This is a genomic window from Pseudomonas mandelii (genome assembly GCF_006438925.1).
Lineage (GTDB): Bacteria > Pseudomonadota > Gammaproteobacteria > Pseudomonadales > Pseudomonadaceae > Aquipseudomonas > Aquipseudomonas mandelii_C.
In genome coordinates this window covers 552,983-576,949 of record NZ_RCZA01000002.1, presented here as the reverse complement: position 1 = coordinate 576,949, position 23,967 = coordinate 552,983, and the positions used below count along the sequence as shown (strand labels likewise).

The following is a 23,967-nucleotide window of genomic DNA, read 5'->3' as shown; positions in this document are numbered from 1 at the left end:
CTACATTCAAACCTGACTGAGAGGACTGATCATGGTCTTGCGCTCGGAAATTCTGGTGAACAAAAACGTGCTCCCTACAAAAGAACAAGCTCTGCCTGGCCGTGAAACCCCAATGACCATGCCGGAAAAACACTTCGTCCACGACGCCCCACTGCTGGGCCCGTTCGCGATGGACGTGGATTTCGCAATCTTCGGCCTCGGCTGCTTCTGGGGCGCAGAGCGCAAGTTCTGGCAGCGCGAAGGCGTGGTCAGTACGGTGGTAGGTTACGCCGGCGGCTTTACGCCGAACCCGACGTATGAAGAAGTCTGCTCGGGCCTGACCGGCCACAGCGAAGTGGTGCTGGTGGTCTACGAGCCGGCGAAAGTCAGCTACGAAGAACTGCTGAAGATGTTCTGGGAACTGCACAACCCGACTCAGGGCATGCGCCAGGGCAACGACATCGGCACCCAATACCGCTCGGTGATCTACGCCACCAACCCGACTCAATTGGCAGCCGCCAAGCACAGCGAGCAAGTGTTCCAGGCCGAGTTGACCAAGGCTGGCAAAGGCACCATCACCACTGAAATCGACGAAGCGCCGACGGTCTACTTCGCCGAGGCCTATCACCAGCAGTACCTGGCGAAAAACCCTGAAGGGTATTGCGGGATTGGCGGTACGGGCGTGACTTGCCCGATCTAACCGCTTAAAGCAAAAGATCGCAGCCTTCGGCAGCTCCTACACGGTTTTGCATTCACCCTGTAGGAGCTGCCGAAGGCTGCGATCTTTTGATCTTGCCGTTGATTTACCTTATTCAGCGATCAACCAATCCATCTGCCACCCACCCTGAGTCTGCCCCAGTTTCTTGGACAACCACGGCAGCAACTCACGCAATTCCTCTTCCAGCCCCCACGGCGGATTCGCAATCGCCAGCCCCGAACCATTCAGGCTGTTCGGCGTATCCAGCGGATGCACCAGCAACTCGACCCGCAACAACTTCGGCGCGCCCGTTCCCGCCAGGTCCTGATAAAAACGGCGCAACATGCGCTGGTCCTTCACCGGGTACCAGATCGCCGCCACGGTCTGCCGCATCCGGCCAATCGCCTCTTTCAGCGACGCCGCGCAGCGCTGCATCTCATCCAGCTGCTCGAACGGCGGATCAATCAACATCACCGCCCGCTTCTCCTGCACCGGCAACATCGCACGCGGCACATGCCAGCCTTCACCCAGATGCACCTTCACCCGACGGTCGCCGGCCATATTGTCCTTCAGCAGCAAGCCGTCCTCGGGGTGCTTCTCGTTGAGCATCACCCGATCCTGCGGCCGCGTCAGCCGCCGCGCCAACTCCGGCGACCCCGGGTAATAGCGCAACTGGCCATCCGGGTTCATGTCGTGCAGCACCTTCATGTAATCAGCGGTCAACGTCGGCAGATCCGGCTGATCCCACAAACGCGCAATACCTTCCAGGTACTCACCGGTACGGCTCGCCTGATCACCCTGCAGGTCATACAGACCAATGCCGGCGTGAGTGTCGAGATAGGCAAACGGCTGCTCCTTGCGCGACATCAAAGCGATGATGCGGGTCAAAGTCAGGTGTTTGAACACATCGGCGTGATTGCCGGCATGGAAGGCGTGACGATAATTCATGGCTGCTCCTGCGAAGGGCGGGAAGTTTACCTTGTACGGCGGCGAACGTCAGGGCCTCGCAGCCGAGCGGACATTCTGCGCTGCAATCGCAATCCTACCGTCCGTGTAGGAGTTGCCGAAGGCAGCGATCTTTTGATCTTGCTCTCGCGGTAGCAACATCACGTCACATATTGCCAAAGACGAGCCATCGTGGCGCGTACACATGAGTGCGAAGATCGAGCCGACCTGACGCCCGTAAAATGGAGATTTACATGGGAAGGAAAATGATTGGTATCGGCGCGCCCACATCGACTGGCGGTTCCGTACTGGAGGGAAATGTCGGTATCAACATCGATTGCGCGGTGAGCACATCATCCATCGGTCATATCGCAAGTTGTCCTGCCTGCAGCAAAGGACAAGGCCCCATCGTCGCGGTCGGTCCCCGAACCATTACGCTACCTGCCGGATTAGTTGCCCTGGAAGGTGATTACGTCGCCTGTGGATGCCCTCCACAATCCAACACCGTGATGTTCGCTCAGTCATCTGTATATGGCGGAGCCGAACACAACAACGCAGATTTTTCAGGCATTACCGCCCTGCTCAATCGTCCGAAGACCATCACCAGCATTTCCTTATCTTATGGCGATGCGCAGGTGCCTGTTGAGTCAGTTTCCCGGTTTTACACCGACTTGAATATTCATGTGAAAACCTCGGGTTATTTGCCTGGCGAGACGGTTACGGTCAACATTAGCGGCCCCACCGAAAAAGCGTTGACCGGGATTGTAGGGGGCAAAGGTGTAGCCATCATTTCAAACGCATTTGGAAGCGAAATCATTGACATGGAAGGGGAAGCATAATGGCTCAAGTTGTCATCAATTCCGGCGGTGTATCCTCCAGCATCTCAGTTAAAAGGCCTCGCTTTAGCACCTTATGGAACGCCTATGCAGAAGTCGGCCATAAAGGTTCAATTGAAGTATATGGACTTGTCGGAGGCGGGGTCGAAGCGGCAAGAGCGGAAAAGCCTGATGCCTATGCGAATGCCTGCGCTTTGAGAATAAGCAGAGCATTCAATTACGGTGGGTATAAAATCCCCAAAGGCACAATCATACAAAACCAACCCATTTACCGGCTAAGTGGAGCGGATCAGCTTCCCTATATCATGAAGGTAGTGGATTTTCTTGCCTTCCTTAAACACAACTGGGGCGAGCCTGATCATACGCTGACGCAAAATAAGTCAGACTTCATCAATGGCAAAAATGGCGTCATTGTTATGGAGATCACCGGATGGAGCGACGCCTCAGGTCACGCAACCCTTTGGAACGGGAGCGTAACCGGTGACGACAGTGACTACCACAGACAAGACAGCCATACCTATGACAATCCACGGGTAAAACTTGAAAAAATAAACTTTTGGGAGTTGAAGGGATGACACGCTCGCGGTTAATTTTTCTGGCCCTGCTACTTATTTCTGGGCGAGCCATATCTGCCGAAATCGATATCGATAAGGCTCGAGAAATGCTTAAAGATTATGGGCTAGCCAACTGTATTTCCAGCCAATTCAAGGGCGAATCAGAAGTAAAGTCTGATATAGGTCTTGCAATTGGTGCCTACTCGTCGATGGGCAAAGGTCAGCATCTCATCATTCAAAACGAGGACACTCTCGAAGTCACACACGACCCATACGCAGAAACCGAGAAATACATGAGCAATGCCTATACAAAGACTTCATCCGTCAGCAAGCATTCTGATAAAAAAATGGTCTTTTATGGTTGCTTGGAGGTTTACAACTCCAAGGAATTCGACGCATTCATTAAATCTCAGGATCAATACCTGCCAAAGTAGATCCGCAAAATAAAAAAGAACGATCCTTCCTACAACCAAACAGGAAGGATCACTCTTTATGCCGATGCTACGGCCGAGCCCGCAATCGCCGCCCAAGAACATCCAGCACATCACACCCATCCCGCAACGGAATGGCACAGAGCAAAGCAAAATCACTAAGAATGAAGGACTGACACTCGATCGAACCGCGCATGGACAGGTTCTCCATCACTTGGGTGACGGCGCGAATTCGGTAGTTGGCAGCGTCATACAAAACATCCAGCGGCGCTTGGGTGTCGACGAACAGGGTTGGCATGTCGTCGCAATTGCTGGTGAGCGCCATGAAGCGGTTTTTGGGGTGGGGGATTGGTTTTTCGTAGGGTGGATCGGGTGTAAATGTTTTCATTTGAATTGCTCCAAGGAAGAAATGGAGCTGCCTTAGGCCTTCCTACAGGCTAGGGTGGCAGCTATGCACGGGGTAGGAATATCGAGACCCTTAGAGCAAAACTCGACCACGCCGAAGCGTGCCCGCGCATAGCCGCCGCAACTGATCTTACGGACGCACGTTAACGGCCGCAAACCAAGCATCGACGCCAATGTAGCTCTAACGGTTTCGAAGGGTTCCTACACCCTGCCACTGGAATTTCAGTGACCGCCAAAGACTATCGATGGAGCTCATTTCATACCAGTTCATGGAAACCGCTACGACTTGAAGGAAACTTCCGACAACATTGCCCAGAAATTTCGCTCAAAAAAGCAAACGTGGCGAAAGGCTTCACTGAAGCTTGGCTTGATTTCGCCACCTGTTGAATCCACATCCTATAGCTGCCACTCAGCAAAGACAGAACTCGGCCCAGAGTGTGTAAAAATGCCTGCCACTCCCTTGCCGCCGACTTCAGACGGAGCAGAATGCCAAGCTATCAAGATCGATCTCGGCGTAGCTCCCCAAATCGCCTTTGTAGAGATAGATCTTGGACACTCCTAGCTCGGATTGTAAGAACTCAACAAGCTTTCTAAGGCTACCGTTTTTAGACATTGCAGTCGGACGTACTACCGTTGCCTGTCCGGGTTCGTCATCGTAAATTCTGATCAGAAACACATCCTCTTCGTTCTGTATGTCGTAGTTATAACCACGGTACTTATATCCAAAATCGTGGTCGACATCATCAAAGCGAGTAGATTTCACTATCTTCAAAGTAGCAGCCCGTTAAATGTCACTCATTGCAAAAGCGGGACAGATTTTATTTACCCCCCCTATTTAACATCTTCCTCAGACTGATAACGCTGCAAACAGCCAAGAAGAACCGTCATAAATTTTCTCTGGTCCTTAACATCTTCATCAAAATAAGTGTCAATTTTAGAAAAAACCCCATCAAAATTGTCACCACAATCTAAAAAATACTCCAAAGTATCAATAAGTAGTTTCCTCTCTTTTTGACTATAGATAAAAAACTCCGGACGCATCAAAACATCAAATAGTTCAGTGAGCTCTTGCTCATCATTCACGTCCTTCGAAACTATTATTTCTTCCCTTTTCAAGTCACGTGTATTTTCTATATCAAAAACGAAAAGCAAACTACGTATATCCCAAATATCGTAAGAATTTTTCATTAGTCAAAATCCGTAAAAGCTGTTATAGGCTGACCCGCTGAATTCAAGTAAACTATTGCTCTTGTTTGTTCACCGTACTGCAAGCCGTCTCTCTTAAATCCCTCGCCTACTTTTTTACCCATTTCAATTGGACGCTTGGAAGCATTCAAACCACTCTGTTTAAAAATCAACTGTGCGCGCTGTATCGCATTCATCTGAGCGCGATGGCTGAGAAAGTGTGTCGCCGCAGAGGGTATTACGGGCTCGCCCCTTCGCCTTCCTCTCTCGTACCTATCTATTTCGCCGGTCCCAGGGTTCCTGCCTTCTTGCACTCGCTGAAGCTGGGACTGCAGAGTGGTTTGAGTCCCATGTTTCTGTAGAAAGTGGGCCTCATCAATTGAATCTTCCATTTCTTTCAATCGCCTATGAACAACCGCCTCCGCCAATTCATCAATCCGCGCCCTACGCTGATCACCCGTCAGCTTCGGCAGCGCCGGCTCACCTTCATCAACCCTAGCGCCAGTAGTATCATCCGGCGCGCCACACCCAGGCTTATTCGGCGGTGGGCAACTCCCGCTCAACCCCAACGGATCAACCCACCCCGTCGGATTCGGCGTGTACTGGTACTGGTTCAGCCCGCCCGCCAACTTGATCGGATCCGGCGTCAGGTACCGACCCACCTCCGGATCATAGTACCGATGCCGGTTGTAATGCAGACCACTCTCAGCGTCGAAGTACTGCCCCTGAAACCGTAACGGTTGCTCGAGCTGCTCTCCTCCTCCGAATGCACGTCGAGTGACCTTGCCGTAGGCGTTGTACTTCGCCGACCAGACAATCTCGCCACCAAAATCGGTCAGTTCCTGCGGTGTNTCCCGCTCAACCCCAACGGATCAACCCACCCCGTCGGATTCGGCGTGTACTGGTACTGGTTCAGCCCGCCCGCCAACTTGATCGGATCCGGCGTCAGGTACCGACCCACCTCCGGATCATAGTACCGATGCCGGTTGTAATGCAGACCACTCTCAGCGTCGAAGTACTGCCCCTGAAACCGTAACGGTTGCTCGAGCTGCTCTCCTCCTCCGAATGCACGTCGAGTGACCTTGCCGTAGGCGTTGTACTTCGCCGACCAGACAATCTCGCCACCAAAATCGGTCAGTTCCTGCGGTGTGCCGAGGTGATCGAGCTGGTAGTAAAACGGGCAAGCCTTGCGCGGGCCTTTGCCGTCGAGCATCGCCAGTGGGCGGAAGCTGCCGGGTTCGTAGACGTAGCTGCGGTAGTGCTCGTGGGTGCTTTCGGCGATGAGGTGGTCGCCTTGCCAGAAGAACTCGGTGGTTTTGCTGTCGACGGTTTTGGCGATGCGGCGGCCGAAGGCGTCGTAGCGGTAGCTGGTGCTGCGGCCGTCCGGGGTCGTGACGCCGACCAAGCGGTGCTGGCAGTCGTAGCGGTATTCGGTGATGAGCTTTTGCCCGGTGCCGCGGCGCTCGCGGATCAGGTTGCCGAAGGCGTCGTAGTCATAGTGGCGATCGCCTTGCATCAGCAGGCGGTTGCCCAGCACCTTCGCTGCGCCGGAGCGGTCCTGCATCAGCAGGTTGCCCGCCGGGTCATGGGCGAAGCTTTCCGGTGGATCGTCTCGGGTGTGGCGCACGCGAGTCAGGCGGTTGAGCGGGTCGTATTGGTAATTGCGTTGGCCGTGACGGGTGTCGGCGATGCTGTCGAGATTGCCGTTGGCGCTGTAGGCATAGTCGCGGCGATACAGTGTTTGGTGCTGTTGACTGACAGCGTGGGCCTTCAATCGGCCCTGATCGTCGTAGGCATATTCGCTGAGCAACTGCCCCTGCTGGCGTTGCTGCTCCCGGCCGAAGGCGAATTGGTGGGTCGTGAGTCGCGCGCCGTTGAGGTCGATGGCCGTCAGCGCACCGCCCTTGGCGTGGTGGTAATCGAGTTTGCTGCCGTCCGGCAGGCGCAGGCGGTTGAGCTGGCCGCAGGCGTCGTAGCCATAGCGCAGCGTGCCCCAGCCTTGGTGTTCGGTGATCAGGCGGTCTTGCTGGTCGTATTCGAACTCCAGCGGATGGTCGTGGCCGTCGTCGACGCTGACCAGTCTGCGTTGGCCGTCGAATCCGCTTTCCTGTCGGATCAAGCCATTGGACGTGTAGTCCAGGAGATATTTTTCACCGGATTCGTTTTCAATTTCCGTGAGCAACAGCTGGGCGTTGTCGTAGCGGTACTTCAGCTGGGTGCCGTCGGCATTGATGCGGCGGCTGACCAGGTGCAGGTCGTCGACGTATTCGTAGCGGGTGACGCGACCCAGTTCATCGCGTTCGGCGGTGATCTTGCCGTAGGCGTTATAGCTGAACGCGCGGCTGGCGCCTGTGGGAAGCATCGTCTGGATCAGTCGGCCAACGGCATCCCATTGGTAGTGGGTAACGGCGCCATGTTCGTCCTGACGGGTAATCCGCCGCCCCAACGCATCGTAGGAAAATCGCCGCTGGCCACCGTCCGGCAAGGTTTCTTCGAGCAGTTGCCCCAAGGCGTTCCAGACGAACACATGCCGACTGGTGTCCGGGTAACGGATCGACAGCAGCTGCCCTTTTTCGTCGTAGTGATAGTGGCTGACATGGCCGTCGGGATCGGTCGCTTCGGTGACGTCGCCTTGCGCATTGCGCTGATATTTCCAGACGGCTTTGCCGCGGTACCGCGCATGCAGGAAACCGTTGCGATACTCGTAGGCTGTCGGTTCCTCTTCCGGCGGAATCAGCACAATCAGCCGCCCGACTTCGTCGTAACGGTATTCGGTGACAGCGCCGAGCGGATCCTGCTCGGCAAGCAACCGACCATTGTCGTCGTAGGCCTTGAGGTGCTCGCCGCCGTCCAGCTCGACCTTGCGCACCAGCCGCGCCCAGTCGTCATGGACGTAAACCTCTTCGCTGCCATCGATGTTCTGAACGGTGACGCTGCCCTCGTCATCCCAGACGTAACGCGCGTCCATCTGCGCAAACGACGCCCAGTGTCGGATGCATCGGGCCGCCTTGCCGGACCGTTCCCACTCCCAGAAGAAACTCGCCCCACCGGTCAGTTGCCGCTGCAGGATGACGTGCTGATCGTCGTAGTCGTAGCGCTCGCTTTCGCCGGCGGCATTGGTCGCTTCGATCAAGCGATGACAAGCGTCGTAGCGGTAGGCAACCAGTGTCTGCTCGGTGTGCCAAGCCTCGTCGAGGGTCTGGGCCGGGACAAAAACCTGATAGTCGACGGCGACCAAATGGCTGCGGTCATAGCGCAAGCGCAAGGCACGGCCGGCGCCATTGTCGAGGCGTTTGATGCGGTATTGCCGGTCGCGGGTGATGCGCAGGCGGTTGTCGTAAGCGTCGCTGATGGTGGTCAGCCGGCCATTTTGAAAGTGATAGAAGCGCGCATCGTCGCCAGCCTGGGCGAGGATCAATTCTTCGGGTTGATCGCCCAGATAAATCGCCGCCCGCGACAGGCTGTTGTGGATCGCCGGGCGTTCACTGTTAGGCAGCGGGAAAGTGGTGCGACGGTTTTCGTGGTCGATCCAGATGACAGTGTCGCCGTCGATTTCCAGGCGATGGGCGAGGCTGTGACTCCAGCCGAACCCGAGGCCGATATCGATCTCGGCGGCGCTGGTGCGATAGAGCCGGGTGAAGTCGAACGGCAGGATGCCGTCCAGCGCACCGTCGGTCAGCGTGAGCAGTTCTTCGCCGGTGACCATCGACACCGGGCATTTATTGGTCGCGGTTTTATCAACGGAATCGGCGCTGTCGCCGTTGGGGTTTTTCGCCTGATCCGGGGCGTTGTCGTGGTGTTCGTCTTTTTTCAGCGTGGTGTTGCGCCTGGCATCCCACCGCAGCTGCATGCGGCCTTTTTTCATACCGGCCGCGACGCCCCTCGCGGCGACTTTTTTGTAGCGGTCGACGTAGCTGATGAAGCTGTTGATGATCGTGAAAATCGCTTTGACGAGGCGCAGAACAGCGCTGAGTAATTGCGCAGCTCGATTAGCCAGCCGCATCGTCAAATAGGCGATACCGGCCCCTGCTGCAGCGAACGTCAGAACGATGCCAATCAGGATGTCGATCAACAGTTGCACCACCACCGTCGACACGGCTTCGGCAGTTTTGCCGGCGATCTCGCCGGGCGGCAGCATGTCCAACCAGAGGCTGGCGGTGCGTAGCAGCAGGTACAACGCCGCTTCGTCACTGGCCAACAGTTGGGCTTTTTCCATGACGTCGGGGGCGGTTTGCGCGAGTTTCTTCAGCTCTGCGGCGCTCTCGCCTAACCGCTCACCAAACTTCCCGGGATCCTTGAGGATGTCCGACAGCAGACCGATGCCGTCCCACACGCCCTCGATTGCCGCCCAGCTTCCCGCGAGCAATCCATTGCCTACGGCAACCGAAGACGATTGCGGCCACTTCGGCTTGAATGTCTTCCATTCATCACGCAGCCATTTCTCAAGTTCCTTCGTCAGGCCGTTGTAGGAAGAGAAAAGATCTTCAACGTGCTGCGGTGTGACTTCGTTGTGGACGTGAATGCGGTAGAACTTGCCCTCGTCCCCCTTGAACGTCCCTTTGCCATTTTCATCAAGCGTAACAAGCGTCGTTTCGCCGCTTTCAAGCGCAATCACATCGACCTGAATATTCCCCACGGGGATGTCATAAACCGATTCAAACTTGCTCTCGATTTCCAGCAATCCACCTTTCGGGCACTGCACGACGGTGGATAAAAACTCGTCATCGTCGCTGCTGACAGCGGTGCTGGAGTTGCCGAACCGGATGATCCGCTCCATGCCCATCAACGACGGCAGATCAGCGGCGCGGCTGGCCGTGTCCGCCGCTTGGCTGAACCAGTGCTTCAACTGTTCGCGATAAAGAGAAAGGGTGCCTGGAAAACTGTCGAGTTCCTGCTCGATACGGGCGACGTGCTCCATCAACGCCCCCAAAAATATGAAGTTGCTGGAGAAAAGGAGTCGAACATGAGCAATCCCTGGCGCAGAAATTAGGCGCGGGGACTTTGCGGGGGATCGATCAGGAAAGAAGTCGGGAAAGGTGGAAATGGATGTAGGGTGATTCCCAGATTAACGGCGACTAAATAACGATCAGCGAAGCGGCCCCCAATTCTGCAATCGCATTGCATCTGACTTATCGCGCTGGATGGTTTCACGACTGCTGCGCAGACGAACGGGAGCAAGCTCCCTCGCCACAGGGGGATGTGCGGCCCTTGGTAGCCCTTACTGTTTCTCAACCGCAGGTGTATCGTATTCGCCTTTTACAGGCCCCATGCCTGTCGCTGATACGTGAGGTAGTTGAGTTCATGTCCTTTACCCGTCGCCAAATCCTCGGTGGCCTGGCCGGTCTTGTTGTCGTTGGTGTCGGAGCGGAGGGCGCGTCGCGGTACTGGTTGGGCAAGATGGCCGACGCCGACGCGGGCCACGACTACGAGCTGATCGCTGCACCGCTGGACGTCGAACTGGTGGCCGGGCACAAGACTGAAGCCTGGGCGTTCGGCCCGTCGGCACCGGGCACCGAGTTGCGCGTGCGTCAGGGCGAATGGCTGCGGGTACGTTTCATCAACCACCTGCCGGCGGCCACCACCATTCACTGGCACGGCATTCGCCTGCCGCTGGAAATGGACGGCGTGCCCTACGTCTCGCAGCTTCCAGTGCTGCCGGGCGAATACTTCGACTACAAATTCCGCGTGCCCGACGCCGGCAGCTACTGGTATCACCCGCATGTGAACAGCAGCGAAGAACTCGGTCGCGGGCTGGTCGGCCCGTTGATCATCGAAGAGCGCGAGCCTACCGGCTTCAAGTACGAAAAGACGTTGAGCCTCAAGAGCTGGCATGTCGATGAAGAGGGCGCTTTTGTCGCGTTCAGCATTCCTCGCGAAGCGGCCCGTGGTGGCACGGCCGGGCGCCTGTCGACCATCAACGGTGTCTCGCAAGCGGTGATCGAGTTGCCCGCCGGGCAGATCACCCGGGTGCGCCTGCTCAACCTCGATAACACCCTGACCTACCGACTCAACATCCCTGGCGTCGAAGCGCAGATCTATGCGCTGGACGGCAACCCCATCGAACCGCGGCCACTCGGCAAGGAATACTGGCTCGGCCCGGGCATGCGCATTTGTCTGGCGATCAAGGCACCGCCGGCCGGTGAAGAACTGTCCCTGCGCAATGGCCCGGTACGACTGGGCACATTCCGTTCGGTGGCGAACACCGATACACCGACCGAATGGCCACCTGCGTTGCCCGCCAACCCGGTGGCCGAGCCGGACCTGGCCAATGCCGAGAAACTCAACTTCAATTTCGAATGGGTAGGCTCAGTGTCGGTGAACGTCGACAATGGCAAGCCGCCGAGCCTGTGGCAGATCAACGGCAAGGCCTGGGACATTACCGACAAGACTTGCGCCGACCGCCCGATTGCCAAGCTCGAGAAGGGCAAGAGCTACATTTTCGAATTGAAAAACATGACTCAGTATCAACACCCGATTCACCTGCACGGCATGAGCTTCAAGGTCATCGCCTCGAACCGGCACAAGGTTATTCCGTACTTCACGGACACCTACTTGCTGGGCAAGAACGAACGCGCGCAAGTGGCGCTGGTGGCGGATAACCCAGGAGTATGGATGTTCCACTGTCACGTGATCGATCACATGGAAACCGGCCTGATGGCCGCTATCGAGGTGGCCTGATGCGTCAGATACGCCCGACAGCAATCATCGACCGCAGCCGTGATCGTGACTTCATGCGCGAAGCCCTGACCCTGGCCGCCCAAGGCGCGGCCCTGGGCGAAGTGCCGGTGGGCGCAGTGCTGGTTCAGGACGGTGAAATCATCGGTCGGGGTTTCAACTGCCCGATCAGCGGCAACGACCCGAGTGCTCACGCCGAGATGGTCGCGATCCGCGCTGCCGCGTTGGCAGCCAGCAACTATCGGCTGCCGGGCAGCACGCTCTATGTGACGCTTGAGCCGTGCAGCATGTGCGCCGGGCTGATCGTGCATTCGCGGATTGCGCGGGTGGTGTATGGGGCGCTGGAGCCGAAGGCCGGGATTGTGCAGAGTCAGGGGCAGTTTTTTACCCAAGGCTTTCTCAATCATCGGGTGCTTTATGAAGGCGGGGTGTTGGCCGAGGAGTGCGGGGCGGTGTTGAGCGAGTTCTTCAAGGCCCGAAGAGCCAAGCCAACAGACTAAACACCGAACTAATGTGGGAGCGAGCCTGCTCGCGATAGCGGACTGACATCCAACATCTTCGTTGGCTGAAAGGTCCTCACAGCGAGCAGGCTCACTCCCACAGGTTTTTCTGGTGTCTGGGAGATTGGGGGTTTACTTGCGGGCCACGATCACGGCGCGCATCGGTGCCGGCAGCCCTTCAACCGTCTTGCTGTGATCTTGCGGATCAAGGAAATCGCTTAGCGACTGATACTTCATCCACTGCGTCCCGCGCTGTTCCTCGACCGTCGTCACGCTCACGTCCACACAGCGAACATCCGTGAACCCGGCCCGGCGCAGCCACAACTCCAGCGCCGGCACCGACGGCAGGAACCACACGTTACGCATCTGCGCATAACGGTCTTCCGGTACCAGCACCTGCTGCTGATCGCCTTCAATCACCAACGTCTCCAGCACCAATTCGCCGCCCTTGACCAGGCAATCCTTCAGCGCCAGCAAATGCTCGATCGGCGAGCGGCGGTGATAGAACACCCCCATGGAAAACACCGTGTCGAAGCCTTCCATGTTCGGCGGCAGGTCTTCGAACGGGAACGGCAGGTGCCAGGCATTGGGTTCGGACAGGTAACGCTGCACCGCCTGGAACTGACAGAAGAACAGCCAGTTCGGGTCAACACCAATCACGCTATCGGCCCCGGCACCGAGCATGCGCCACATGTAATAGCCGTTGCCGCAGCCGACATCGAGGATGCGTTTACCTTTCAGATCCAGATGCGGTGCAACCCGCGACCACTTCCAGTCCGAACGCCATTCGGTATCGACATGCACACCAAACAAATCGAACGGCCCTTTGCGCCATGGCGACAAGCCCATCAGCGCGGTGCGCATTTGCGCACGGGTTTCGTCGTCGCAATCGGTGTCCAGCGTCAGACCATTCAGTAAATCGACGACCCTCGGCTGAATCTTCGGCAAAGCGTCCAGCGCACTCTGCCAGCGCTCGAGGTCGCCATGACCCTTTTCCATTTTCTTGTCGAGTTGCGCCTGCAGGGTATTGGCCCAATCGGCCAGCGGTGTGCCGGTCAGACGGCGGGCGAGGGGAGAGAGATCAATCATGGCAAGGCAATCAACGAGGCAAAGTTAAGACACTGGAACCACGGCACGACTTTCGAGAACCCGGCGGCCAGCAGGCGCTCGCGGTGTTCTTCGAGGCTGTCGGGCTTCATGACGTTTTCGATGGCGCTACGTTTCTGGGCGATTTCCAGTTCGCTGTAGCCGTTGGCGCGTTTGAACGCGACATGCAAGTCAGTGAGCAGCGCATGTTCTTCAAGGTCGTTGAAGCGCAGCTTCTCCGACAGAATCAGCGCGCCACCGGGCAACAGCGACTGGCGGATGCGCGAGAGCAATGCGGTGCGCTGTTCCGGGGCGATGAATTGCAGGGTGAAGTTCAGCGCCACCACCGAGGCTGGCTGGAATTCGAGAGCGAGGATGTCGCCTTCGATCACTTCCACCGGCAGCAGCTCCTGGAACATCGAGTCTTGACCGTTGAGGTACTCGCGGCAGCGTTCAACCATTGCCGCCGAGTTATCCACAGCGATGACGCGGCAGCCGTCGGTGCGTACGTGTCGGCGCAGCGCCTGAGTCACGGCGCCCAAGGACGAGCCGAGGTCGTAGAGCACGCTGTTGGGCTGGGCGAACTGTGCGGCGAGCACGCCAAGGTTTTCAACGATGGTCGGATAGCCCGGCACCGAGCGCTTGATCATGTCCGGGAACACCCGCACCACGTCCTCGTTAAAGGCGAAGTCAGGCACCTGGGCCAAAGGCTGGGCGAAAAGGCGATCGGGTTCTTTGCTCACGGCGGTTCCAGCGGCGTAGGTGGAAAAGGCCGGCATTTTAGCCAAATTGACGGGGGGATGCGCGAGTTGTCTGATAAACCGCCGGGCAGGATCCGAGGTTTGCGTGTTCAGTGAGACCGCTTTCGCGAGCAGGCTCGCTCCCACAGTAGTTCTGCGTTGGACACAAGAAGTGCGTTTAACACTAATCAAATGTGGGAGCGAGCCTGCTCGCGAAGGGTTCAGCGCGGTTTTGCGCCGAACGCCGATGCAGTGATGCCCCATTGCCCTAGCCAGTAACTGAGGATGATCACATAGGCCGCTGCCTCGAACGGCGCGACGAATCGGTTGATGCCAATCACGCTGTCCGAAAACACAAACGCCACCGCACCTGCGGCCGCCAGCAGCGCCGAGCGTTTGGGCACGTCAGTGCCGAGCCGGGCCAGCGCCCGCCAAAGCATGGCGCTGATGGCCAGACCGTAGACGATTACCGGGATGAGTAGCGGACCCAGTCCATTGGAAATCAAGATCCCCAACAACACCGCGCCGACGCCCAAAGCGATGATCAGCGGTAACAGCGCTAACCGCCGGCAATCGCTCAAATAGGCTTTCAGATACGCCAGATGCGCGACCAAAAATGCCCCGAGACCGAACACAAACAAGTCCCCGGGCCACGCCAGCAACACATCGCCGAGCAGGGAGAAAATCAATCCAAGGCTGATCCAGCGCCGATATTCGCTGGGCGGTGCGTCATGCAACCAACCGAGCAAGGCCAATACCGGCAGCGGTTTGACCAGCAGACAGAGCAACGCGGCATGCACACTGACGCCGTAGAGGAACGTCACCGCGCCCATCAGCGCCAGAATCAGCCAGCCCACGATCAGTTAACCGAGATTGCGCAGTCGAAGGTTTCCACTGCCGGTACTTCCGGTGCCCATGGCTGTGAGTAGGTCAGGCGCAAACGGCCCGTGCCCGCGGCGAAGGACTGGAAGCGCCAGGTCGAGAGGCCGGCGCTGCCGACGATCCCCGCGTCTTGTGGATTGCTGTAAACCTCGGGGCTGAGCGCGCGCAATACGCCACCGGCCGAATCCTGGATCGCCCAGCGATAACCCGTGGTCGGGTTGCTTGGCAGGGTCAGGATCAGGTTTTGCCCGCTGTGCAGGTTTACCGGGCATTCGCTTTGTTTTTCCACAGTCACGTTCTGTTTCGGTTGCGTGGCGCACGCGGCCAGCAAGGAGAGGGCGAGGGGGACAAACAGGCGGGTGGGGGACATAAGGTCAGTGGCTCCGGCATTCACGACGAACGGCGAGCATAACTGAAGATGAGACAAAGTGTGACGGCGACAGGAGAGTCGGTGTTATCAGGGCCGACGCCATCGCGAGCAAGCTCGCTCCCACAGGTTTAGCGCAATCCTTGTGGGAGCGAGCTTGCTCGCGATAGCGGTGGTGCAGGCGCTAGATGATTATCAGAACAATATCTTCGCCACATCCGCAAACCGCTTGGCAAAGTGCACGGTAATCCCTTCCTTCAGATAATCCGGCAATTCTTCAAAGCTACCGCGATTAGGCTCCGGCAGGATCAATTCAAAGATCTTCTGCCGCCGCGCCGCAATCACCTTTTCGCGCACTCCGCCAATCGGCAGTACATGCCCGGTCAACGTCAGTTCGCCGGTCATGGCGATGCCTTTTTTCGGCGCCTGGTTTCGGGCGAGCGAGAGCAGGGCGCTGGCCATGGTCACGCCGGCGCTTGGGCCGTCTTTCGGGGTGGCGCCTTCCGGGACGTGGAGGTGAACGAAGGCTTCGTCGAAGAACTTCGGATCACCGCCGAACGACTTCAGGTTGGAGCTGACGTAGCTGTAGGCGATTTCCGCCGACTCCTTCATCACATCGCCCAGTTGCCCGGTGAGTTTGAAGCCACGATTCAGGGTGTGAATGCGCGTGGCTTCGATCGGCAAGGTCGCGCCGCCCATGCTGGTCCATGCCAGCCCGGTGATGACGCCGGTACCGGACAGCACTTGCTCGTTGCGGAAGACTGGATGGCCGAGTGAGGCTTCGAGGTCTTTCGGGCCGATCTTGATCACCGCTTTCGGCTCGTCGATCAATTTCACCACGGCTTTGCGCACCAGTTTGCCCAGTTCTTTTTCCAAGTGGCGCACCCCGGCTTCACGGGCATATCCGTCGATCAACGCTTTGAGGGCGCTGTCGCTGATGCTCAGGCTGCCTTTGGACACGCCGGCCTTTTCCAGTTGTTTCGGCCACAGGTGACGTTTGGCGATGGCGATTTTTTCTTCGGTGATGTAACCCGACAGACGGATGATTTCCATCCGGTCCAGCAACGGGCTGGGGATCGAGTCCAGGGTGTTGGCGGTGCAGATGAACAGCACTTTCGACAGGTCCAGACGCAAGTCCAGGTAGTGGTCGAGGAATTCGACGTTCTGTTCCGGGTCGAGGGTTTCCAGCAGCGCCGAGGCCGGGTCGCCCTGATAGCTTTGGCCCATCTTGTCGATCTCGTCGAGCATGATCACCGGGTTCATCACTTCGACGTCTTTCAACGCATGGACGAGTTTGCCCGGCTGCGCGCCGATGTAGGTGCGGCGGTGGCCCTTGATCTCGGCTTCGTCGCGCATGCCGCCGAGGCTGAAGCGGTAGAACGGCCGACCGAGGGATTCGGCGATGGATTTGCCGACACTGGTTTTACCCACGCCCGGCGGGCCGACCAGCAGCACGATGGAGCCGCTGATCTCGCCTTTGTAGGCACCGACCGCGAGGAACTCGAGGATGCGGTCCTTGATGTCGTCGAGGCCGGCATGGTGTTTGTCCAACACCTTGCGCGCGTGCTTGAGGTCGAGTTTGTCCTCGCCGTACACGCCCCACGGCACCGAGGTCGCCCAGTCGAGGTAGTTGCGGGTGACCGCATACTCCGGCGAACCGGTCTCGAGGATCGACAGCTTGTTCATTTCCTCTTCGACGCGTTTTTGCGCCTGGGGCGGCAGAACCTTGCCTTCCAGGCGTTGCTCGAACTGTTCGATGTCGGCGCTGCGGTCGTCCTTGGTCAGCCCCAGCTCTTGCTGGATGACCTTGAGTTGCTCCTTGAGGAAGAACTCGCGCTGATGCTCGCCGATCTTGCGGTTAACTTCGGCGGAAATTTCTTTTTGCAGGCGCGCGACTTCGACTTCCTTGCGCAGCATCGGCAGGACTTTTTCCATGCGTTTGAGCATGGGCACGCAGTCGAGTACTTCTTGCAGCTCGCTGCCGGTGGCCGAGGTCAGTGCGGCGGCGAAGTCGGTCAGCGGCGACGGATCGTTGGGACTGAAGCGATTGAGGTAGTTCTTCAGCTCTTCGCTGTACAGCGGGTTGAGCGGCAGCAGTTCCTTGATCGCATTGATCAGCGCCATGCCGTAGGCCTTGACCTCATCGGTCGGCTCGGTGGGCTGGTGAGGGTATTCGACTTCCACCAGGTACGGCGGGCGATGGTGCTTGAGCCAGGTGCGGATGCGCACGCGGGTCAGACCTTGGGCGACGAATTGCAGTTTGCCGTTTTCGCGACTGGCGTGGTGCACCTTGACCAGGGTGCCGTAGAGCGGCAGGGCCGAGGTGTCGAAATGGCGCGGATCTTCCTGAGGCGTGTCCATGTAGAACAGGGCCAGGGAGTGGTGATCGGATTTGCTCACCAGATCCAGCGTTTCAGCCCACGGTTCTTCATTGACGATGACCGGCAGCACTTGGGCCGGGAAGAACGGGCGGTTGTGGATCGGGATGATGTAGACCTTGTCCGGCAGGTTCTGGCCTGGCAGGGCGAGGCCTTTGCCGGTGGAGTGGTGTTCGGCGTTCTCTGGGTCGGCGTATTCGCTCGGGTCTTCGGGGAATTCTTGCTGGTCGCTCATGGGGCACCTGCGCAATTGGGTATGGGTGTTAGATGGGGCGGGTGGGGGGTGGTTTCAATGGCTTGGGGTATTTCTGGGTGTGTGTTCAGGGGTTTGACAGGTGCTTTTGACTTGGCGGCCTTTGGGCCGACCATGTTGGGGGTTGAATGGGGGCATATCCGTTGCTGCGGTAACGGCGGCTGGCGGTTTCGCCCTTACGGCGAGGCACTTTTTTCAAACGCCAAAAAAGTACCCAAAAAGGCTCGCCCCGAGCGTCCGGCCCCTCGCTCAGGCTCGGCGTTCCTTCGCTCCAGTATCCATCCGGGGACACTGCCCTCCGGTCTGCTTCGCGACGACCTACATGCAGCGTGTTCGACTGCGTCGAACGGCGCTGCGCGCCACTCCCCGGATGAACACCTCCACTCAGCCTCCCGAAGGGGCGGGTGGATCAAGATCAAGGGCTGCAGGCGAGCTAACGCTCGGCCTGATAAGTGGTGAGAAGCGAAGTTGTATGCCGATCTATTTGTATGAGCCCGCGTTGCCCGCGAAGGCGGCCTGACAGCCGACCAAGATTTCGCTGATGTGCACCGTTTCAATGTGGGAGCGAGCCTGCTCGCGATTGCGACCTGACAGCCGACCAATATTTCGCTGATGTGCACCGTTTCATTGTGGGAGCTGGCTTGTCGGGTCGCCGCATCGCTGCGATGGCGGCCTGACAGCCGACTAATTTTTGCTGATCCACACCATTCAACTGTGGGAGCGAGCCTGCTCGCGATTGCGACCTGACAGCCGACCAGGATTTCGCTGATGTGCACCGTTTCATTGTGGGAGCTGGCTTGTCGGGTCGCCGCATCGCTGCGATGGCGGCCTGACAGCCGACTAATTTTTGCTGATCCACACCATTCAACTGTGGGAGCGAGCCTGCTCGCGATTGCGACCTGACAGCCGACCAGGATTTCGCTGATGTGCACCGTTTCATTGTGGGAGCGGGCTTGCTCGCGAATGCGGTGTGTCATTCAGCATTAATTTCGACTGAAGCACCGCTTTCGCGAGCAAGCCCGCTCCCTCAGGGGGGATTAGCTGTGCGGCGAAGGTTTTGGTAGGTCGATGTTATCCAGCACCCGGTTTGCCGTGATCTCCGCCAGCATGATGTTGTTTGAAATACCCAGCAGGGCATTGCGCGATCCACCCTCTAGATGGTCCACCAACTGATGGACCATCACATCGACCGAGGCCAGGATCTCGACCAGAAAAACCACGAGGGTTTCGTTCGAGGCCTCTGAGTCCACGGAAAACAGGGTGCTGGGCGTGCGCGGCGTGGCTTTGACGTTGGCAATCGAGGGGAAGTGGTAGTCGAGGGCGCGTTCGGCGGCTTCATTGAGTTTGTTTGAATCGAGGGATTCGTAGGGGGAAACGTCGTCGGTTTCCGGGGGATTCGGTGTTTCTTTGATCATGGTGAAGCTCCATTCGAAGAAAAGGAGTTCGCCACGACTGCGACCAAGCAGTTGGGTGGCAAACCGTACGCAGGTTGGTCGACCAGGGAATGGAACCCGGCAGGGCCAAAGCCCTCCCACGCACAGCTCGCCATGAAGCAAGTACGAAAAGTGCGCCATTCTAAACCTGGGCGACCAAACCCGTTCGCTGAATTTGCAGCGACCCTAAAAGCCTATCGCCCTGGCTTCCGACCCGACAACCGATAGAACCTGTCGGAATCCTCCTCCAGAACAGCCAAACCTGTAGGACGTTCGCATTTTTTTCAGATCAACCTAGATCCAAATGTGGGAGCGAGCCTGCTCGCGAAGGCTGTTTAACATTCAACATCAATGTTGCCTGATACACCGCTTTCGCGAGCAGGCTCGCTCCCACCGGTGGCTGGAAATCCAGCGGCCACAAAAAAAGGCGACCCCCATCACAGGCGTCGCCTTTCCTTTAACCGCTGCTAAAACTTACTCGGACAGTTTGTACGCAATCACATAGTCACCCTGCTTGGTGCCCAGCGACCCATGACCACCTGCAACAACAAGCACGTATTGCTTGCCGTCCTTGCCGGTGTAGGTCATCGGCGTGGTTTGCGCGCCTGCTGGCAGGCGGCCTTCCCACAGTTGCTTGCCGTTTTTCACGTCGTAGGCGCGCAGGTACTGGTCGAGGGTGCCGCTCAGGAAGGCGACGCCACCGGCAGTGGTGAACGTGCCGCCCAGGCTTGGAACGCCCATGCTCAACGGGATCGGAACCGGCGAGCTGTCGCGCACGGTGCCGTTTTTGTGTTTCCAGATGATTTTGCTGGTGGTCAGGTCGACCGCTGTCACGTAACCCCAGGCCGGTGCCTGGCACGGCAGGCCCACTGGCGAGAGCAGGGGTTCGAGGATGACGCCGTAGGGCGCGCCTTTGTTCGGCTGCACGCCTTCGGTTTCGCTTTTACGCGGGCCTTGGGCTGCGATTTCGGCGGCCGGGATCAGTTTCGATTTGAACGCCATGTAGTCCGGGTTCATGAAAGCAATCTGACGCACCGGGTCAACCGAGATACCGCCCCAGTCGAACACGCCGAAGTTGCCTGGATACACGATCGAACCTTGCAGCGATGGCGGCGTGAACGGGCCGTCGTAGCGCAGGGATTTGAAGTCGATCCGGCAGATCAGTTGGTCGAACGGCGTCACGCCCCACATGTCGCGCTCTTTCAGTGGCGGCGGCATCAGGTTCAGGTCGGATTTCGGTTGGGTTGGCGAAGTGTGATCACCTTCGACAGCGCCTTGTGGCACCGGCACTTCGTTGATCGGCACGATGGCCTTGCCGGTGCTGCGGTCCAGCACGTAGATGCTGCCTTGTTTGGTGGACGCGAGTACCGCTGGCTTCACGCCGTCTGCGGTTTTCAGGTCCATCAGGGTTGGCTGGCCGCCGACGTCCATGTCCCACAGGTCGTGGTGGGTGAACTGGAAGTGCCAGCGCACCTTACCGGTGCCGATGTCGAGCGCGGTCAGGCCGGCGGCGTGCAGTTCCGATTCAGGGGTGCGAGCGCCACCGAACTGGTCCGGGGTCTGGTTGCCCATCGGCAGGTAAAGCATGCCGAGTTTTTCATCGACGGCGAACATGGACCACATGTTCGGCGAGTTGCGGGTGTAGACCTTGCCTTCGGCAATCGGCGTGGTGTCGTCCGGGTTGCCGCTGTCCCAGTTCCACACCAGTTTGCCGGTGTGCACGTCGAACGCGCGGATCACGCCGCTAGGTTCGTCGGTGGAGACGTTGTCGGTGACGTGGCCGCCAATCACGACCAGGTCTTTAGTGACCGCTGGAGGCGAGGTGGAGTAGTAACCGCCGGCGTTGAAGCCGCCGATATTGGCGCTCAGGTCGACCTGGCCTTTGTTGCCGAAGTCTTCGCACATTTTGCCGGTGTCGGCGTCGAGGGCGATCAGACGGGTGTCGGCAGTCGGCAGGAAGATCCGGCGTGGGCAGACGCTGCTGACCGGCGCAGGGTTGGCGGTGCCGGTCGGGCTTTGCTCGGAGGCATAAACGGCGTCATCGTGATACGTCACGCCACGGCAGGTCATGTGCGCCCAACCCTTGAAGTTCGCCGCGCTTTGCGTGGAGAGCTTCGGATCGAAACGCCAGATTTCCTTGCCAGTGTCCGGGTCCAGCGCGATCACCTGGCTGTGCGGCGTGCAGACGTAGAGCATGCCGTTGACTTTCAGCGGGGTGTTTTCGGCAGTGGTTTCACCCGGGTCGTTCGGCCCAGGCAGGTCGCCGGTGCGGAAGGTCCAGGCCGGAACGAGTTTGTTCGCGTTCTGCGGGGTGATCTGTGCCAGTGGCGAGTAACGATCGCCATGGGCGCTGCGGCCGTAGGAGTTCCAGTCACCGTCGGGCATGGCTGGGGCGGTGTTGGTCATGCCCGGCACGCTGTCGCGGTCCAGTTGGCCTTTGATTTCACCGGGGTTGGTGAATTGGCTGGCCAGCGCAGCAACGCCCGCCAGCACCACGGCCACGCTCAGTGCGCCGGTGCCCATCGGCGCAGGGCCAGTGAGCAACAGCGGACGGCGGAACCACGGCAGCAACATGACGATGCCCAGCGCAAACAGCATGGCCAGACGCGGCACCAGTTGCCACCAATCGAGGCCGACTTCCCACAAGGCCCAAACGGTGCTGGCGAACAGCACCAGTGCATAGAGGCCCAGTGCAGCGCGGCGAGCGGCAATCAGCAACACGCCGGTCAGCGCCAGGCCAATACCGGCCAGCAGGTAATACAGCGAGCCGCCGAGCATGCTCAGCTTGATCCCCCCGGCCAGCATGGCCAGGCCCATTAGCAGAAGCAGGATACCGAGCAGGCTCGGCAGCAGACGGCTTCGACTCAAAGCACCATCAGTGCTCATAGTGTGGTTCTCCGTGACGTTTTAAGTAGTCCCGCGCAAGTTCACTGTAGATGACGATCTGGCGTGGGCATGGTTCAGATAAAAACTGTTTGGACGACGCGATCCCCTGTGGGAGCGAACCTGCTCGCGAAAGCGGTGTGTCAGTCAGCATTGATGTTGAAGCTGACGGCCTCTTCGCGAGCAGGCTCGCTCCCACAGGTTTTGTGGCGTTGGTTAGAAGGATGACTGGATCTTGATCCCGCCAATCAGCGCGTCATCGACCTTGTCCACGCCACCGGGGTGGCGGATGTATTGCAGGTTCGGGCGCACGGTCAGCCAGTTCGTGACGTGCACGCCGTAATAGAGTTCGGCGCTGTATTCGGTGTCCTGCGGCGGCAGGAAGGACGGGTCGTCGTAGTCGAAGACAGCCCGGGCCTGATTGGTCGCCTCGGCGTTCTTGCGATAGGCCGGGTTGACGTGGACGCGAGCCAGGGCGAAACCGATGTCGTCCTTGGCGCGTGCATCGAACAAGCCTTTGTAGACGACGCCTGCCTGGACATAGTTGTCGATGGCGTTGGTCTTCTTGTCGTGCATCGTGCCGTTGGCGAACGCGCTCAGGCCGCGGGAGTTGTCGCTGGCACGGCTGGTCAATTGCTGCTGTACACCGAGCCACACACCGTGTTTGCTCGACGCGCTGCGGTAAGCCTCGCCACTCAGGGCTGCCGGCTGACCGTTGCTGTCCTTGTAAGCGTCGGTGGCGTTGGCACTGCTGTAGTAATAGCCGGCGCGGTATTCACCCGGCAGGCCGTTGAGCTTCGGCGACCAGACCAGTTCCACCGGCAGGATCGCCCCCTGGGTGCCACTGCCGCTGAGCTTGAAACCATTGTCGCGATCAAGGTTCGACGGGTTTTGCTCGTAGGCGCCGACCTGTGCGTACAGCTCCGGCGTCAGGTGATATTTAACGCGCATCGCCCATTGGCTGACCGGCCAGTTGTACCAGATGCCACCGACCCAGTTGCCGACCTGCGAGCCGCAGAACGCCAGGTTCTGGAAGTCGCAGGGGAAGCTGTTGAAGTCTTCGCCTTCGCCGAAACGGCCGACCTTGATGTCGAGCTTTTGATCGAAGAATTTCTGCTGATACCACATTTGCGTCAGGCGCCAGGTTTGCCCGCGACCCCAGACTTCCTGAGCCGAGGTGAACCCGCCCACGCGCGGATCATTGATACGGTCGTTGCTGATGTTGTTGCCGTTGCGCTCGGTGATGGTCAACTGAAATTCGGCATCGTCCCAGCCCAGAATCTTCTGCAGGTCCAGGTGCGTGCCGAGGCCGAACTGGTCGCTGTAGCGGGCGGTGCGGTCATGGTCGTAGCCGCCGTGCAGATTGCTGCCCATTTCTCCGGTGTAATCGACCTTGAAGTCGTAGCCTTTTTCCGAAAGTTCGGTGCGCGTGCCGTTCCAGTCGCCGAGCATCCACGGTGACTCGCTATCGAAGGCCGGAGCGGCCTGGGTGCAAGTAGCGAAGCCCAACGCGGAGAGTCCGCCGATCAGGTTCAGGGCTTTTCGACGAGCAATAGCGTTGCAGACAGCGCTGTCTCGCGGAGTTTGAAAATAAGGCATAGGGGAAGTAATTCTTGGTCTTTTCTGGAAAGTGAACTGAAGCGGCAGTATGTCGCGGGCAGCGGAAGCGTTTCAGCTTGACGGGCGCAAGGATAATGTCCTGTTACAAATAGAGAAAGCGCTTTTACTGACATGGAGC

General features: G+C 58.4%; 17 protein-coding genes and 2 pseudogenes. 6 read left to right on the top strand and 13 right to left on the bottom strand.

What is annotated here, in order from left to right; all coding sequences use genetic code 11:
• Positions 1-31: 31 nt before the first annotated feature.
• Positions 32-679, top strand: coding sequence for a peptide-methionine (S)-S-oxide reductase MsrA (gene msrA, locus EAH74_RS06435; protein ID WP_140677113.1), 648 nt, complete (start codon positions 32-34; stop codon positions 677-679).
• Positions 680-787: 108 nt separating this feature from the next.
• On the opposite strand, the gene EAH74_RS06430 is transcribed toward msrA, so the two are convergent.
• Positions 788-1,624: a 23S rRNA (adenine(2030)-N(6))-methyltransferase RlmJ gene (locus EAH74_RS06430; RefSeq protein WP_140677111.1), complete on the bottom strand. Its 837-nt coding sequence runs from the start codon at positions 1,622-1,624 to the stop codon at positions 788-790.
• 251 nt (positions 1,625-1,875) lie between these two features.
• Here EAH74_RS06430 and EAH74_RS06425 point away from each other — a divergent pair, with 251 nt between their 5' ends.
• From EAH74_RS06425 to EAH74_RS06415, 3 genes are read left to right on the top strand one after another with little or no spacing between them, the layout of a single operon-like run.
• Entirely contained in the window at positions 1,876-2,460 is a 585-nt protein-coding gene (locus tag EAH74_RS06425) for a PAAR domain-containing protein (protein ID WP_140677109.1), read from the top strand.
• Positions 2,460-3,032: a type VI secretion system amidase effector protein Tae4 gene (locus EAH74_RS06420; protein WP_140677107.1), complete on the top strand. Its 573-nt coding sequence runs from the start codon at positions 2,460-2,462 to the stop codon at positions 3,030-3,032. Before EAH74_RS06425 ends, EAH74_RS06420 begins: the two co-directional genes overlap by 1 nt.
• Positions 3,029-3,445, top strand: a complete 417-nt coding sequence (locus EAH74_RS06415; protein ID WP_140677105.1) for a T6SS amidase immunity protein Tai4 family protein — start codon at positions 3,029-3,031, stop codon at positions 3,443-3,445. Before EAH74_RS06420 ends, EAH74_RS06415 begins: the two co-directional genes overlap by 4 nt.
• 67 nt (positions 3,446-3,512) lie before the next feature.
• On the opposite strand, the gene EAH74_RS06410 is transcribed toward EAH74_RS06415, so the two are convergent.
• The 4 genes and pseudogenes from EAH74_RS06410 to EAH74_RS06390 all read right to left on the bottom strand — a co-directional run.
• A complete protein-coding gene (locus EAH74_RS06410) occupies positions 3,513-3,830 on the bottom strand; it encodes a hypothetical protein (protein WP_140677103.1) in 318 nt (105 codons plus the stop codon).
• Between the two features lie 848 nt (positions 3,831-4,678).
• Positions 4,679-5,035 (bottom strand): hypothetical protein, encoded by a 357-nt coding sequence (locus tag EAH74_RS06400; protein ID WP_140677099.1) that lies wholly within the window; start codon positions 5,033-5,035, stop codon positions 4,679-4,681.
• A pseudogene (locus EAH74_RS06395) lies at positions 5,035-5,883 on the bottom strand (RHS repeat-associated core domain-containing protein); the annotation flags it as partial. The gene EAH74_RS06400 and the pseudogene EAH74_RS06395, both read right to left, overlap by 1 nt.
• A 2-nt stretch (positions 5,884-5,885) precedes the next feature.
• Positions 5,886-9,950 (bottom strand): annotated as a pseudogene (locus EAH74_RS06390) (RHS repeat-associated core domain-containing protein); the annotation flags it as partial.
• A gap of 383 nt (positions 9,951-10,333) precedes the next feature.
• On the opposite strand from EAH74_RS06390, the gene EAH74_RS06385 reads away from it, so the two are divergent.
• Complete coding sequence (locus EAH74_RS06385) at positions 10,334-11,710, top strand: multicopper oxidase family protein (protein WP_140677097.1); 1,377 nt, start codon at positions 10,334-10,336, stop codon at positions 11,708-11,710.
• Positions 11,710-12,207 (top strand): tRNA adenosine(34) deaminase TadA, encoded by a 498-nt coding sequence (tadA, locus tag EAH74_RS06380; RefSeq protein ID WP_140677095.1) that lies wholly within the window; start codon positions 11,710-11,712, stop codon positions 12,205-12,207. The genes EAH74_RS06385 and tadA overlap by 1 nt, the downstream gene beginning before the upstream one ends.
• Positions 12,208-12,339: 132 nt before the next feature.
• Here tadA and cmoB read toward each other — a convergent pair whose 3' ends face one another.
• The 8 genes from cmoB to EAH74_RS06335 form a co-directional block, all read right to left on the bottom strand.
• Positions 12,340-13,296: a tRNA 5-methoxyuridine(34)/uridine 5-oxyacetic acid(34) synthase CmoB gene (gene cmoB / locus EAH74_RS06375; protein ID WP_140677093.1), complete on the bottom strand. Its 957-nt coding sequence runs from the start codon at positions 13,294-13,296 to the stop codon at positions 12,340-12,342.
• Positions 13,293-14,072, bottom strand: coding sequence for a carboxy-S-adenosyl-L-methionine synthase CmoA (cmoA, locus tag EAH74_RS06370; protein ID WP_193560118.1), 780 nt, complete (start codon positions 14,070-14,072; stop codon positions 13,293-13,295). Before cmoA ends, cmoB begins: the two co-directional genes overlap by 4 nt.
• Positions 14,073-14,254: 182 nt before the next feature.
• Positions 14,255-14,890, bottom strand: coding sequence for a lysoplasmalogenase (locus EAH74_RS06365; RefSeq protein WP_140677091.1), 636 nt, complete (start codon positions 14,888-14,890; stop codon positions 14,255-14,257).
• A gap of 2 nt (positions 14,891-14,892) precedes the next feature.
• Positions 14,893-15,285: a protease inhibitor I42 family protein gene (locus EAH74_RS06360; RefSeq protein ID WP_140677089.1), complete on the bottom strand. Its 393-nt coding sequence runs from the start codon at positions 15,283-15,285 to the stop codon at positions 14,893-14,895.
• 192 nt (positions 15,286-15,477) lie between these two features.
• The gene (lon, locus tag EAH74_RS06355; protein ID WP_140677087.1) at positions 15,478-17,895 is read right to left on the bottom strand and encodes an endopeptidase La; all 2,418 of its coding nucleotides are present in this window, start codon (positions 17,893-17,895) and stop codon (positions 15,478-15,480) included.
• Between the two features lie 1,055 nt (positions 17,896-18,950).
• A complete protein-coding gene (locus tag EAH74_RS06345) occupies positions 18,951-19,328 on the bottom strand; it encodes a DUF6124 family protein (protein ID WP_140677085.1) in 378 nt (125 codons plus the stop codon).
• 492 nt (positions 19,329-19,820) lie between these two features.
• Positions 19,821-22,232, bottom strand: a complete 2,412-nt coding sequence (locus tag EAH74_RS06340) for a glucose/quinate/shikimate family membrane-bound PQQ-dependent dehydrogenase (RefSeq protein ID WP_140677083.1) — start codon at positions 22,230-22,232, stop codon at positions 19,821-19,823.
• A 213-nt stretch (positions 22,233-22,445) separates the two neighbouring features.
• Positions 22,446-23,828 carry a carbohydrate porin gene (locus tag EAH74_RS06335; RefSeq protein ID WP_140677081.1) on the bottom strand — a complete coding sequence of 461 codons (1,383 nt, stop codon included), beginning with the start codon at positions 23,826-23,828 and terminating at the stop codon, positions 22,446-22,448.
• Positions 23,829-23,967: the final 139 nt, after the last annotated feature.

What these genes read in the sequence shown, in the direction of transcription:
- msrA (WP_140677113.1), top strand. Translation starts at nt 32, where the DNA reads ATGGTCTTGCGCTCGGAAATTCTGGTGAACAAAAACGTGCTCCCTACA.
- EAH74_RS06430 (WP_140677111.1), bottom strand. Translation starts at nt 1,624, where the DNA reads ATGAATTATCGTCACGCCTTCCATGCCGGCAATCACGCCGATGTGTTC.
- EAH74_RS06425 (WP_140677109.1), top strand. Translation starts at nt 1,876, where the DNA reads ATGGGAAGGAAAATGATTGGTATCGGCGCGCCCACATCGACTGGCGGT.
- EAH74_RS06420 (WP_140677107.1), top strand. Translation starts at nt 2,460, where the DNA reads ATGGCTCAAGTTGTCATCAATTCCGGCGGTGTATCCTCCAGCATCTCA.
- EAH74_RS06415 (WP_140677105.1), top strand. Translation starts at nt 3,029, where the DNA reads ATGACACGCTCGCGGTTAATTTTTCTGGCCCTGCTACTTATTTCTGGG.
- EAH74_RS06410 (WP_140677103.1), bottom strand. Translation starts at nt 3,830, where the DNA reads ATGAAAACATTTACACCCGATCCACCCTACGAAAAACCAATCCCCCAC.
- EAH74_RS06400 (WP_140677099.1), bottom strand. Translation starts at nt 5,035, where the DNA reads ATGAAAAATTCTTACGATATTTGGGATATACGTAGTTTGCTTTTCGTT.
- EAH74_RS06385 (WP_140677097.1), top strand. Translation starts at nt 10,334, where the DNA reads ATGTCCTTTACCCGTCGCCAAATCCTCGGTGGCCTGGCCGGTCTTGTT.
- tadA (WP_140677095.1), top strand. Translation starts at nt 11,710, where the DNA reads ATGCGTCAGATACGCCCGACAGCAATCATCGACCGCAGCCGTGATCGT.
- cmoB (WP_140677093.1), bottom strand. Translation starts at nt 13,296, where the DNA reads ATGATTGATCTCTCTCCCCTCGCCCGCCGTCTGACCGGCACACCGCTG.
- cmoA (WP_193560118.1), bottom strand. Translation starts at nt 14,072, where the DNA reads ATGCCGGCCTTTTCCACCTACGCCGCTGGAACCGCCGTGAGCAAAGAA.
- EAH74_RS06360 (WP_140677089.1), bottom strand. Translation starts at nt 15,285, where the DNA reads ATGTCCCCCACCCGCCTGTTTGTCCCCCTCGCCCTCTCCTTGCTGGCC.
- lon (WP_140677087.1), bottom strand. Translation starts at nt 17,895, where the DNA reads ATGAGCGACCAGCAAGAATTCCCCGAAGACCCGAGCGAATACGCCGAC.
- EAH74_RS06345 (WP_140677085.1), bottom strand. Translation starts at nt 19,328, where the DNA reads ATGATCAAAGAAACACCGAATCCCCCGGAAACCGACGACGTTTCCCCC.
- EAH74_RS06340 (WP_140677083.1), bottom strand. Translation starts at nt 22,232, where the DNA reads ATGAGCACTGATGGTGCTTTGAGTCGAAGCCGTCTGCTGCCGAGCCTG.
- EAH74_RS06335 (WP_140677081.1), bottom strand. Translation starts at nt 23,828, where the DNA reads ATGCCTTATTTTCAAACTCCGCGAGACAGCGCTGTCTGCAACGCTATT.